The organism is Ruegeria sp. BJ3, from assembly GCF_056535665.1.
This window is the reverse complement of sequence record NZ_JBQFIT010000001.1, coordinates 2601484-2613839: the sequence shown is the minus strand read 5'-3', so window position 1 is coordinate 2613839 and position 12356 is coordinate 2601484. Positions and strand designations below refer to the sequence as shown.

Annotated in this window: 14 protein-coding genes; 7 read left to right on the top strand and 7 right to left on the bottom strand. The window is 59.8% G+C overall.

The window, feature by feature from the left end; translation table 11 throughout:
- The first annotated feature begins 125 nt into the window (after positions 1 to 125).
- The 6 genes from rpsA to trpB all read left to right on the top strand — a co-directional run bounded on the left by rpsA (position 126) and on the right by trpB (position 5067).
- A complete protein-coding gene (gene rpsA, locus ACR3EL_RS13110) occupies positions 126 to 1802 on the top strand; it encodes a 30S ribosomal protein S1 (RefSeq protein WP_093964601.1) in 1677 nt (558 codons plus the stop codon).
- 272 nt (positions 1803 to 2074) lie between these two features.
- Positions 2075 to 2359, top strand: coding sequence for an integration host factor subunit beta (gene ihfB, locus ACR3EL_RS13105; protein WP_050603110.1), 285 nt, complete (start codon positions 2075 to 2077; stop codon positions 2357 to 2359).
- Between the two features lie 7 nt (positions 2360 to 2366).
- The gene (locus ACR3EL_RS13100) at positions 2367 to 2717 is read left to right on the top strand and encodes a lipopolysaccharide assembly protein LapA domain-containing protein (RefSeq protein WP_170340535.1); all 351 of its coding nucleotides are present in this window, start codon (positions 2367 to 2369) and stop codon (positions 2715 to 2717) included.
- A gap of 6 nt (positions 2718 to 2723) precedes the next feature.
- Positions 2724 to 3368, top strand: a complete 645-nt coding sequence (locus ACR3EL_RS13095; RefSeq protein ID WP_170339898.1) for a phosphoribosylanthranilate isomerase — start codon at positions 2724 to 2726, stop codon at positions 3366 to 3368.
- 48 nt (positions 3369 to 3416) lie between these two features.
- Positions 3417 to 3752, top strand: a complete 336-nt coding sequence (locus ACR3EL_RS13090) for a hypothetical protein (protein ID WP_170339900.1) — start codon at positions 3417 to 3419, stop codon at positions 3750 to 3752.
- A 67-nt stretch (positions 3753 to 3819) separates the two neighbouring features.
- Positions 3820 to 5067 (top strand): tryptophan synthase subunit beta, encoded by a 1248-nt coding sequence (gene trpB / locus ACR3EL_RS13085; RefSeq protein WP_170339902.1) that lies wholly within the window; start codon positions 3820 to 3822, stop codon positions 5065 to 5067.
- 60 nt (positions 5068 to 5127) lie between these two features.
- Here trpB and ACR3EL_RS13080 read toward each other — a convergent pair whose 3' ends face one another.
- The 7 genes from ACR3EL_RS13080 to ACR3EL_RS13050 form a co-directional block, all read right to left on the bottom strand.
- The gene (locus ACR3EL_RS13080) at positions 5128 to 5508 is read right to left on the bottom strand and encodes a DUF2237 family protein (protein ID WP_093964605.1); all 381 of its coding nucleotides are present in this window, start codon (positions 5506 to 5508) and stop codon (positions 5128 to 5130) included.
- A 9-nt stretch (positions 5509 to 5517) separates the two neighbouring features.
- A complete protein-coding gene (locus ACR3EL_RS13075) occupies positions 5518 to 6681 on the bottom strand; it encodes a serine hydrolase domain-containing protein (RefSeq protein ID WP_480721876.1) in 1164 nt (387 codons plus the stop codon).
- A gap of 78 nt (positions 6682 to 6759) precedes the next feature.
- Positions 6760 to 7446 (bottom strand): aminoacyl-tRNA hydrolase, encoded by a 687-nt coding sequence (pth, locus tag ACR3EL_RS13070; RefSeq protein WP_480721874.1) that lies wholly within the window; start codon positions 7444 to 7446, stop codon positions 6760 to 6762.
- A gap of 132 nt (positions 7447 to 7578) precedes the next feature.
- Entirely contained in the window at positions 7579 to 8235 is a 657-nt protein-coding gene (locus ACR3EL_RS13065) for a 50S ribosomal protein L25/general stress protein Ctc (protein ID WP_093964607.1), read from the bottom strand.
- A gap of 110 nt (positions 8236 to 8345) precedes the next feature.
- Positions 8346 to 9512 (bottom strand): alpha-hydroxy acid oxidase, encoded by a 1167-nt coding sequence (locus ACR3EL_RS13060; protein WP_170339907.1) that lies wholly within the window; start codon positions 9510 to 9512, stop codon positions 8346 to 8348.
- 157 nt (positions 9513 to 9669) lie between these two features.
- A complete protein-coding gene (gene trpA / locus ACR3EL_RS13055; RefSeq protein ID WP_170339909.1) occupies positions 9670 to 10461 on the bottom strand; it encodes a tryptophan synthase subunit alpha in 792 nt (263 codons plus the stop codon).
- A gap of 78 nt (positions 10462 to 10539) precedes the next feature.
- Positions 10540 to 11025: an acyloxyacyl hydrolase gene (locus ACR3EL_RS13050; RefSeq protein ID WP_170339911.1), complete on the bottom strand. Its 486-nt coding sequence runs from the start codon at positions 11023 to 11025 to the stop codon at positions 10540 to 10542.
- Between the two features lie 196 nt (positions 11026 to 11221).
- Between ACR3EL_RS13050 and ychF the strand changes: the two genes are divergently transcribed.
- Positions 11222 to 12319: a redox-regulated ATPase YchF gene (gene ychF / locus ACR3EL_RS13045; protein WP_170339913.1), complete on the top strand. Its 1098-nt coding sequence runs from the start codon at positions 11222 to 11224 to the stop codon at positions 12317 to 12319.
- Positions 12320 to 12356: the final 37 nt, after the last annotated feature.

The following is a 12356-nucleotide window of genomic DNA, read 5'->3' as shown; positions in this document are numbered from 1 at the left end:
CCTCGGCCCTTTGTGTTTGTTTAGCCAGATGCGCACCGGGTCACGCCAGAGGACATCATGAAACAAGACCGGCGGAGACAACCGCTCGGCCAGCAAAAACGTTATGTAAAGGAAAACAACGCCACATGGCTAACGCATCCATGGAGGAATTCGAAGCCCTCCTGAACGAAAGCTTCGAAATGGACACCCCCGAAGAGGGTTCGGTTGTCAAAGGCAAGGTCATCGCGATCGAAGCGGGCCAGGCCATCATCGACGTAGGCTACAAGATGGAAGGCCGTGTCGATCTGAAAGAATTCGCAAATCCCGGCGAAGCTCCTGAAATCGCTGTTGGCGACGAGGTCGAAGTCTACCTGCGCGCCGCAGAAAACGCCCGTGGCGAAGCCGTCATCTCGCGCGAGATGGCCCGCCGTGAAGAGGCATGGGACCGTCTGGAAAAAGCATATGCCGACGACCAGCGCGTCGAAGGTGCTATCTTTGGTCGCGTCAAAGGTGGCTTCACCGTGGATCTCGGTGGCGCAGTTGCGTTCCTGCCCGGCAGCCAGGTTGACGTTCGCCCCGTGCGCGACGCTGGCCCGCTGATGGGTCTGAAGCAGCCGTTCCAGATCCTGAAAATGGACCGCCGCCGTGGCAACATCGTTGTCTCGCGTCGTGCAATCCTTGAAGAATCGCGTGCCGAACAGCGTGCCGAAGTCATCGGCAACCTGTCCGAAGGTCAGACCGTCGAGGGTGTCGTCAAGAACATCACCGAATACGGTGCATTCGTTGACCTGGGCGGCGTTGACGGCCTGCTGCACGTCACGGATATGGCATGGCGCCGCGTGAACCACCCGTCCGAGATCCTGACGATCGGCGAGACCATCAAGGTTCAGGTCATCAAGATCAACAAGGAAACCCACCGCATCAGCCTGGGCATGAAGCAGCTGCAGGAAGATCCGTGGGATCTGGTTGGCGCCAAGTACCCGCTGGGTTCGGTGCACAAGGGTCGCGTCACCAACATCACCGACTACGGCGCGTTCGTCGAGCTGGAGCCCGGTGTCGAAGGTCTGGTGCACGTGTCCGAGATGTCTTGGACCAAGAAAAACGTCCACCCCGGCAAGATCGTTTCGACCAGCCAGGAAGTCGACGTCATGGTTCTGGAAATCGACGGCGCCAAGCGTCGCGTGTCTCTGGGACTCAAGCAGACCCAGCGCAACCCGTGGGAAGTGTTTGCAGAAACGCACCCTGAGGGCACGCAGGTCGAAGGCGAAGTCAAGAACATCACCGAATTCGGTCTGTTCATCGGCCTGGAAGGTGACATCGACGGCATGGTTCACCTGTCGGACCTGTCGTGGGACGAGCGTGGCGAGGATGCCATCCAGAACTACCGCAAGGGCGACGTCGTTCAGGCGGTCGTCTCGGAAGTTGATGTTGAAAAAGAGCGTATCTCGCTGTCGATCAAAGCCCTGGGCGGTGACAAGTTCGCCGAAGCCGTGGGCGGCGTGAAGCGTGGCTCGGTCATCACCGTCGAAGTGACCGCGATCGAAGATGGCGGCATCGAGGTGGAGTACGAAGGCATGAAGTCCTTCATCCGCCGTTCGGACCTGAGCCGCGACCGTGCCGAACAGCGCCCCGAGCGTTTCTCGGTCGGTGACAAGGTCGATGTCCGCGTGACCAACGTCGACAGCAAGACTCGCCGTCTGGGCCTGTCGATCAAGGCGCGCGAAATCGCCGAAGAGAAAGAGGCCGTTCAACAGTACGGTTCGTCGGACTCGGGCGCATCGCTGGGCGACATTCTTGGCGCAGCGCTGAAGTCCGGCGACTAAGCCAGACTTGCAGTTTTGAACACTCAGACGGCCCCGTTCATCCCGAGCGGGGCCGTTTCTTTTGCGAATCAATGTGTTCCGGTTTTGCGAGTTATTCGGCGATAGGTGCAGGCATGAACTGCCGGATTCGCGTTTGTACACGCGAATTTCCGGTGCTTTCTTGGAAAATGCACCCCGGACACACAGAGTTTACATTCCACCCGGCACCGTTTTTTCCTATACTGGCCAAACCAGTAGACGAGATGACACGGTGACCTGGGAGGGTAGCACGCATGATCCGTTCAGAACTGATTCAGAAAATCGCCGACGAAAATCCACATCTGTACCAACGTGATGTCGAGCGGATCGTGAATACCGTATTCGAGGAAGTCACAGACGCGATGGCGCGCGGTGACCGTGTCGAACTGCGGGGCTTCGGAGCGTTTTCGGTCAAGAAACGGGATGCGCGCGTCGGCCGGAACCCTCGCACTGGCGAGACGGTTCAGGTCGAAGAAAAGTGCGTGCCGTTTTTCAAGACCGGCAAGTTGCTAAGGGATCGTTTGAACGGTAAAGCGTGATCTCATGATGCGCTACATTCGATACGGTTTTCTTGCGGTCCTGGGGATCGTCCTTGTCTCGGTCTCGCTGGCCAATCGCCAGATGGTGCAGTTGCAGTTGATGCCGGACGCCTTGTCTGACCTGCTTGGCTTCAATCTGGCCACCTCGCTGCCGCTGTTTCTTGTGGTTCTTGGCGGGATCGTGGCTGGCCTTGTCATCGGCTTTCTGTGGGAGTGGCTGCGCGAGCACAAGCACCGCAAGGACGCCACCGTCAAAAAGACCGAGGTCAAGAAGCTCGAGCGCGAGGTCAAGAAGCTCAAGAAGAAGCAGAACGAAGGTCAGGACGATGTGCTTGCCCTTCTGGACGAGGCCAGCTGAGAGCCGATGTCTGCCGAGATCAACGTTAAAATCTGCGGCCTGACCGCGCCCGAGCATGTGCGCGCAGCTGTTGAAGCAGGTGCGCGTTACATTGGGTTCAATTTCTTTCCCAAGTCTCCACGCTATGCACCGATTGCCCAGGCAGCGGCGCTGGCCAGTGACGTGCCGGTCGGCGTGGCCAAAGTGGCCCTGGCGGTAAACTTCACCGACGCGCAGTTGGATGAGATCGTGGCGGGGGTTCCACTGGATATGCTGCAGCTGCATGGTGCCGAAAGCCCCGAGCGCGTGGCCGAGGTCAAATCACGCTACGGCTTGCCGGTGATCAAGGCGATTGGAGTGGCTGAAGCCGAGGATTTGGCCGCAATAGACCTCTACTCGGACGTGGCCGATCAGTTGTTGGTTGACGCCAAGCCGCCGAAGAACTCTGAGCTGCCCGGCGGCAACGGATTGCCTTTTGACTGGCGTCTGCTCGCCGGTCGTAAATACTGGCGGACGCCGTGGATGCTGTCGGGGGGACTCAACCCGGGCAACGTAGCCGAGGCGATCCGTATGACCGGTGCAAGGCAGGTCGATGTGGCATCGGGCGTGGAAAGCGCCCCGGGAGTCAAGGATCCGTGCCTGATCCGCTCATTTATTGAAGCGGCACGGTGATCTGACCAGAACGCGCTTGCGTATCCTTCTCAAAGGGGAGGATGCGGGATGCTGGCTGCAATTGGCGCGGTTTCACTGAAGCGATGGTACCATGGGCCCGAGTTTTTCTGGCGTGCGGGCAAGGCCTTGCGCCAAGCCAAGGGCGATCCCTTGTGCCTCCATGCCGAGGTGTTTTTGCATGAGGGCGCGTATTTCTCGCTGAGCGTTTGGCACGACGTCGAAGCAATGCTGACCTTTGCCCAGTCGAACCCGCACCGAGGGGTGATGCAAGCCGCCCCCCGTTTGGCCAATACCTACCACTTCCGTCACTTTGCCTGCATCGCCATTCCGACCCGGGATCAGGCGCTGACTATCTGGATGAACGGCAGTACCGCGGCGGAATAGTGCGATTTGCGATGGCAAATCCCGCCGGCACCTCCTAATAACAACAGGCACGACGATGGAGACCACCATGGCCAATGATCTGTTCAATTCCTTCATGTCCGGCCCGGATGAAAACGGCCGCTTCGGTATTTTCGGCGGGCGGTTCGTCAGCGAGACTCTGATGCCGTTGATCCTGTCGCTGGAGGAGGAATACGAGAAGGCCAAGACCGACCCGAGCTTCTGGGCCGAGATGGATGATCTGTGGGCCAACTATGTGGGCCGTCCGTCGCCACTGTATCACGCCGAGCGCCTGACCGAGCATCTGGGCGGCGCCAAGATCTATATGAAGCGCGACGAGTTGAACCACACCGGCGCGCACAAGATCAACAACGTGCTGGGCCAGATCATCCTGGCGCGCCGCATGGGAAAGACCCGGATCATCGCCGAAACCGGGGCCGGGCAGCACGGCGTCGCTACAGCGACCGTCTGCGCCAAGTTCGGTCTGAAATGCGTGGTCTACATGGGCGCGCATGACGTCCAGCGGCAGGCGCCCAACGTGTTCCGCATGCGCTTGCTGGGGGCAGAGGTGATTCCGGTGACCTCGGGCCGCGGCACCCTGAAGGACGCGATGAACGACGCGCTGCGCGACTGGGTAACAAATGTGCGCGACACGTTCTACTGCATCGGTACGGTGGCCGGCCCGCACCCGTATCCGGCGATGGTGCGCGACTTCCAGTCGATCATCGGCAAGGAAGCCAAGGAACAGATGATGAAGGCCGAGGGTCGCCTGCCGGACACGATCATCGCGGCGATCGGTGGCGGCTCGAACGCCATGGGGCTGTTCTATCCGTTTCTTGACGACAAATCGGTTAACATCATCGGCGTCGAAGCGGGCGGCAAGGGCGTTAACGAAAAGATGGAGCATTGCGCCTCTCTCACCGGCGGCCGGCCGGGTGTTCTGCACGGCAACCGTACCTATCTGCTGCAGGACGACGACGGCCAGATCCTCGAGGGGTACTCGATTTCGGCCGGGCTGGACTATCCGGGCATCGGCCCTGAACATTCCTGGCTGCACGATATCGGGCGCGCGCAATATGTCTCGGTCACCGACAAAGAGGCGCTTGAGGCGTTCCAGCTGTGCTGCGCGACCGAGGGGATCATCCCTGCGCTCGAACCCAGCCACGCGCTGGCGCATGTCATGAAGATCGCGCCGGAGCTGCCAAAGGATCACATCATCTGCATGAACATGTGCGGACGCGGCGACAAGGATGTGCAAACAGTCGCCAAGTATCTGAACTTCGACATGTCTGATACCGAGGGTCGCGACGCAACCTGAGGGCTGCCCAAAGAACAAGACCCGGCACGCTTCAACCGTGCCGGGTTTTTCATTCCCGGTTCACTGTCCTGAGTCTGCGCGGTGGCTGGTCAGAACGTGCAGCGGCACGATTTCCAATGCGCGCTGATGAGTCGCCTCAAGATGAACCTTTGGCGCACAGCCCTCGTCATGGGCCTGCATGAACCGTGCGGCACACAGGCACCAGCTGTCGCCGGGCTTGAGGCCCGGGAAATCGAACTCGGGCCGGGGCGTGCTCAGGTCGTTGCCGACATATTTTGAATAGGCCAGAAACTCGGCCGTCATCACAGCGCAGACCGTGTGGCTGCCGCGATCCTCAGGGCAGGTGTTGCAGGCCCCGTCGCGGAAAAAACCGGTCAGGGGCTTTCGTGAACACGGAGCCAGCACGCCGCCCAGAACATTTATGCTGTCCTGCTTTTGCATGCAGCCACCTTACAGGCTTTGCGCGATCTTGCGGAACATTTCGATGTTCTGCTCATTAACACCGGGCTCGCGGAACTTCCGATCAGCGCCCGTGGCTACGATCAGCACGCCGCGCGACTGGTCGAAATACATGTACTGGCCATAAACACCGCGTGCCAGAAACTCACCGTCATGGGCGCCAACGGGGATCCACCACTGATATCCGTAGCCGATCTTTCCGGGTTCGGTCGGCGCGCTTGGCAAGGTGGATTCCTTGATCCAGTCGGCCGGAACGATCTGGCGCCCATCGCGCACGCCGTTCTGCAGGATCATTTGGCCAAAGCGGGCGTAATCCCGCGTCGTGAAATTCAAGCCACCCAGAACAAAGGCGACGCCGGCGCCGTCGGTGATATAGTATCCGTCCCGCTCAAGACCGAGGTGCTGCAGGATCTTTTCGTCCAGCAACGCGGCGACGCTTTGACCCGTCGCCCCTCGGATCACCATTCCAATGACATGGGTATCGATGGAAACATACTGCCAGGTCTCGCCCGGTGCCGCGAAACTGTCCTTCAACGAGGCCGCAAAGTCATCCAACTCGCCCCCCAGGGCGACGACCCGACCCATCCGGTTGATGTCGGATTTCGGGTCCAGATAATCTTCGTCAAAGGTCACACCGCTGGCCATGTTCAGCACGTTGCGGATCGTGGCTGTTTCATAGGCGCTGCCCTGCAGCTTGGGGGCATATTTGATGACCGGATCATCCAGCGAGGCTATGGCGCCCTCCTCAAGAAGGATGCCGAACAGAGCGGACAAATAGCTTTTGGCCATCGACCACGAGATCCGGCGGTCCTCTGGCGATGTGCCCAGGAAATACTCCTCGAACCGGATCTGCCCATCCTGCATCACCAGCAGCGATGTGACGGCGCGCTCTTCGATCCAGTCCTGCGTCTCGGCGGGCAGGTCGAATTCAGCTCCATAGGGCAGGTCCCAAGTGGGACCATTCCCGCGAGGGAGGTCGACAGTCAGAAACGCCGCGTCCATGTGGGAGAAATTCTGAACGATCTTTTCTCCGGAAAACAGAGAGTTCACCGCCAGAAGGCGCTGGATTTCCTCGCGCTTCCAGAAACCGACAACTGCAGCGGCCAAGACCAGCGTCAGGACAATTCGCAGCAGCCACTTCAGACCTGTTTTCATGATATTCCTCCCGTTTGGCGGCATTGGATCGTGATGACTGCAATTCTGCAATTGCAACGTTGCGGAAGGTCTTTGCCGCTATCGGAACTTGTCCAACAGCTTCTGCATCGCCGTGCGGTCATCGGGCGTTGGCGTCTCGGCCTTCGGGGTAGGAGAGGTCTTGGTTTCGGATTTGGGCGCCGTGGTGGAACTGCGCGGCGGCGCTGTTCGCAACGCCACGGCGTTCATGAACTTGGCCGCATCGCCCGCAGCCAGATGAACCGCCCCGTCTGCAACGCCTTGCAGAACATCGTCCAGCCAGTCGGCGTCGGCCTTGGCGAAATCGCCCAGAACATAGGGCGAAACCAGCTCTTTGCGTCCGGGATGGCCGATCCCCAGCCGGACACGGTCATACGCGGCACCGATATGGTCGTGGATCGACCGCAGGCCGTTATGCCCGGCATGGCCGCCACCGGCCTTGGCGCGAACCTTCCCTGGTGCAAGGTCCAATTCGTCATGGAAAACGGTCACATCGGTTGAGCCGAGCTTGAAGAACCGCATGGCCTCGCCGACCGATTGGCCCGAACGGTTCATGAAGGTCATGGGCTTCAGCAGCAGGACCTTCTCTCGGCCGAGCATTCCTTCGGATATTTCACCCTGAAATTTCGAACGCCATGGCCCAAAGCCATGATCCCTGGCGATGGCATCCACCGCCATGAAACCGATATTGTGCCGGTTGCGGGTATACTTTGCGCCCGGATTGCCCAATCCGACAAACAGCTTCATCGCGAATTCCTTGTGCGTTTCGGTCCGGCGCAGAATTGCACGAGATGCCTTTCCTGTGCCAGCCGGTCGTTCAAAGAAAAACGGGGCCTTGGACGAGGCCCCGCTTCAAATTCCAATCCGAAGGTTCCGGATTTATTCTTCGTCTTTGCCTACGACTTCAACTTCGTCGGCTGCGACTTCCTCTTCACCTTCGCCTTCTTCGTCGTCGCTGGACGCCAGGCCGGTCGGTGCCGAGATGTTCGCAATCACGAAATCACGGTCGATGGTCGGTTTGGTGCCGTTGGGCAGGTCAACCGACGAGATGGTGACAACGTCGTTGATTTCCAGACCGGTCAGATCGACGGTGATCTTTTCGGGGATGTCGCCGGCGGTGCAGACCAGCTCGACCTCGGGACGGACAACGGTCAGAACGCCGCCCTTCTTGATGCCGGGGGCTTCTTCCTCGTTGATGAACTCGACGGGGATGTACAGGGCGATCTTGGTCGTGCGACGCAGACGCATCAGGTCCAGGTGGGTCGGCAGGTCCTTGACGACATCACGCTGAACGTCGCGGCAGATGACGCGGACGTCTTCGTGGCCTTCGACCTTCAGGTTCCACAGGGTCGACTTGAAGCGGCCTGCCTTCAGGCGCTTGAACAGTTCGTTGAACGGAATCTGGATCGGCAGCGGGTCTTTCTCGCCACCAAATACGATGCCCGGAACCATGCCGTCGCGGCGTGCCTGACGAGCGGCGCCCTTGCCCGTCCCCGTCCGTTCCAGAGCTACGAGATCAGGAATCTCACCAGCCATGATAAATCTCCAATGTTGGGGCGGGGTGCCTCCAAGGCTGTCACCCCGCGTGAAGCGGCGTCATTAGACCGAATCCGGCCATTTGGAAAGGGGTAAAAACGATTTCCGAGTCATTCCTGCCAGCGGCCGCAGAAATCATGCGGAACAAGCAGATTGTGCGGCCCCAGATCGGCCACGTTGCGCTCGCCGCATAGGGCCATGGTGGTGTCCAGTTCCTTTTGGATCACTTCCAGCGCGGTGGTCACGCCCTTTTGGCCCATCGCGCCTAGCCCGTAGACGAAAGCGCGCCCGATATAGGTGCCCTTGGCCCCCAGCGCCAGCGCCTTGAGCACGTCCTGCCCCGAACGGATACCGCTGTCGAGATGCACCTCGACCTCGCCGCCTACCGCATCCATGATCCGCGGCAGCATCCGGATCGAGCTGAGCGCGCCGTCCAGTTGCCGCCCGCCATGGTTCGAGACCACGATGGCGTCGGCGCCCAGCTTGGCCGCCATCTTCGCGTCTTCGGGGTCAAGGATGCCCTTCAGGATCACCTTGCCGCCCCATTGCTCCATCAGTTTCTCGATCTTCTTCCAGTCGAGGCTGGGATCGAATTGTTCCGCGGTCCACGCGCCCAGGGACGAGGCGTCCGAGATGCCCTCGACATGGCCCACGATATTGCCGAACTCGCGTCGTTTCGCGCCCAGCATCTCGATGCCCCAGGCCCATTTCGTCATCAGGTTGGCGATGGTTTTGGCGGTCAGTTTCGGCGGGGCGGATAGGCCGTTCTTCAGGTCCTTGTGCCGTTGGCCTAGGATTTGCAGATCAAGGGTGATGACCAGGGCCGAGCATTTGGCATCTTTGGCGCGCTGGATCAGGCGGCGGACATAGTCCTCGTCCTTCATGGTGTACAGCTGGAACCAGAACGGCGCGCCGGTATGTTCGGCCACATCCTCAATCGAGTTGATCGACATGGTCGACAGCGTGAAGGGCACGCCGAAATCCAGCGCGGCCTTGGCGGCCTTCATTTCACCATCCGCATGCTGCATCCCGGTCAGACCCACGGGCGCGAGGGCCACCGGCATGGCCACGTCCTGTCCAATCATCTGCGACGCGGTCGAGCGGCCGGACATGTCCACCGCAACCTTTTGGCGCAGACGGATGTCGTGGAAGTCCGAGCTGTTGTTGCGGAAGGTCTGCTCGGTCCAGCTGCCGCTTTCGGCATAGTCATAAAACATCCGGGGCACCCGGCGTTCATAGATGCGTTTGAGGTCGTCGATATTGGTAATGACAGGCATGGCCGCGCCTTTCTGCAGATTGGTTAGGTTTCTTTACCAATTCTTCCACCGCGGCGCAACGGCCAGTTGCGCAAGTGGTCAGGTGGGACGAAGGCGCAAAGAAAAACCGCCGCAGGCGTGCGGCCTGCAGCGGTTGAGACCGTTTGGGGTTTTGGCTTCAGGCGCTGTGGGCGCCGTCTGACAGCGATTTCACGAAATCCAGAACCTCGGCCACGGGTTTGCCGGCGGCGATTTGGCTGACGATGGCTGAGCCGACCACCGCCCCGTCGGCAACGCTGGCGATGGCGCGTGATTTCTCGGGCGTGTTGATGCCGAAGCCCACGATCACCGGAAGATCGGTCGCCGCCTTGATGCGCGCGACCTCGGGGCCGACATCGGTGGCCTCGGCTTCGGCCGCACCGGTGATGCCGGTGATCGAGACATAATAGACAAAGCCCGAGGTGTTCTGCAGCACTCTCGGCAGGCGCTTGTCATCTGTGGTGGGCGTTGCCAGCCGGATGAAGTTCAGCCCGGCCGCCTGCGCGGGCAAGCACAGCTCGTCATCTTCCTCGGGCGGCAGGTCTACGACGATCAGGCCGTCGATGCCGGCCTCTTTGGCGTCGGCCAGGAACTTGTCCACACCGCGGCTGTAGATCGGGTTGTAATAGCCCATCAGTACGATCGGGGTGGTGTCATCGGTTGCCCGAAATGCCTTGGCCAGATCCAGCGTGCGCTGCAGCGTCATGCCACCGTCCAGCGCCCTTTGACCAGCCGCCTGAATGGTGGGGCCGTCCGCCATCGGGTCGGTGAAGGGCAGGCCCAGTTCGATCACGTCCACGCCGGCACCCGGCAGGCCGCGAACGATCTCAAGCGAGGTGTCATAGTCGGGATCCCCGGCCATGATATAGGCGACAAAGGCCTTCTTCCCTTCGGCTTTGAGGGCGGCGAACTTGGCGTCGATACGGGTCATGGACGATCCTTGCATACAGATTTGGACCTGATGTGCAGAAACTTTGGCCGAAAATCAATCCCGTCCTGAGCGGTGGGGTCAGAAGTTCAGATGATACCGCAGCAACAGCGCGTTCACGCCGGGGTTTTCCTCTTGCGTGCTGGCGTTCGATTTGTGGGTCACGGCCAGCGATATGTCATTGCCGTTGTTCAACGTATAGCCCAGCCCGAAAAGGCTTCGGATTTCGAAGCTCCCGCCCAGGTCGTTCAACTCGTTGGCTTCGCTGTAGAAACCCGGCATCACGCTGCCTTCCACGAACCATCTGTCGGCAAAGGAATAGATCCCGATCACCCCGGCGCCGATATGTGTGTTTCCATCCTCGTCCACCGACAGCGCGGCCCCGAGCGCAGCGCTGAAGCGGGTGGCGTCGTGAAATGGCCGGTGCTGGTATTCGAGGGAAAAGATCGCCTGGTCAATCGAGCTGCTGTCCGAATAGTCGGCGTAGCCGGCGCCGAAAATCACCGACTGCGCCTGCGCGGCTGTTGAAAAAGCCAGAAAAGCGGCGCTTGAAAGGAGGTTTTTCATAGGGATGTTCGCTGTTGATATTCGTTACAAAGTTAAAGTTTGACACTATTCTCTCGTGTTCAATGTCAACAAGCACACGTTTTCCCTACATTTTCGTGATGTTGCAGATTGGACTCAGGGCCAGCTGCCACGGGTGCCTTGCGCATCGCACCGGACCCGCATAGAAGCAGCCCGCGAATGGCATCAGGAGGCCGTCATGGGCTTTAAAATGGGTATCGTGGGTCTGCCGAATGTCGGCAAGTCGACCCTGTTCAACGCGTTGACCAAGACCGCGGCCGCGCAGGCGGCGAATTTCCCGTTCTGCACGATCGAGCCCAATGTGGGTGACGTGGCCGTTCCCGATGCGCGTCTGGACAAGTTGGCTGCGATCGCCAAATCGAAGCAGATCATCCCGACGCGTATGACGTTCGTGGATATTGCAGGCCTGGTCAAAGGCGCTTCGAAAGGTGAGGGGCTGGGGAACCAGTTTCTGGCCAACATTCGCGAAACCGATGCCATCGCTCATGTATTGCGCTGTTTCGAAGATGGTGACGTGACCCATGTCGAAGGCAAGGTCGATCCGGTGGCCGATGCCGAGACCATCGAGACCGAACTGATGCTGGCCGATCTGGAAAGCATCGAAAAGCGTCGCGCCAACCTCGTACGCAAGCTCAAGGGCAACGACAAGGAGGCGCAGCAGCAAGACCGGTTGCTGGCCACCGCGCAAGAGATGCTGGAAAGCGGCAAGCCCGCCCGTTTGGTCGAGGTGTCCGACGAGGATGCAAAAGCCTGGAAGATTCTGCAGTTGCTGACTACCAAGCCGGTCTTGTATGTCTGCAATGTCTCGGAAGAAGACGCGGCCGAAGGCAATGAATATTCCGCTCGTGTGGCCGAGATGGCCGCGGCGCAGGGCAATGCCCATGTCATCATCAGCGCCAAGATCGAAGAAGAGATCAGTCTGCTGGAGCCTGAAGAGGCGCAGATGTTCCTCGAAGAGATGGGGCTCGAAGAACCGGGCCTCGATCGACTGATTCGTGCGGGGTACGACCTGCTCAAGCTGGAAACCTATTTCACGGTTGGCCCGAAAGAGGCGCGCGCCTGGACCATTCGCAGGGGCACTGCGGCACCTCAGGCGGCCGGTGTCATCCACGGCGACTTTGAAAAGGGCTTCATCCGCGCCGAGACAATTGCCTATGATGATTTCGTGGCGTGCAATGGCGAACAGGGCGCCAAAGAGGCCGGGAAGATGCGTGCAGAAGGCAAAAGCTATGTCGTCAAGGATGGCGACGTGATGCACTTCCTCTTCAACACTTGATCTCGAAACAGCTTTTCTGGGCCGGCATTGGCGGTAT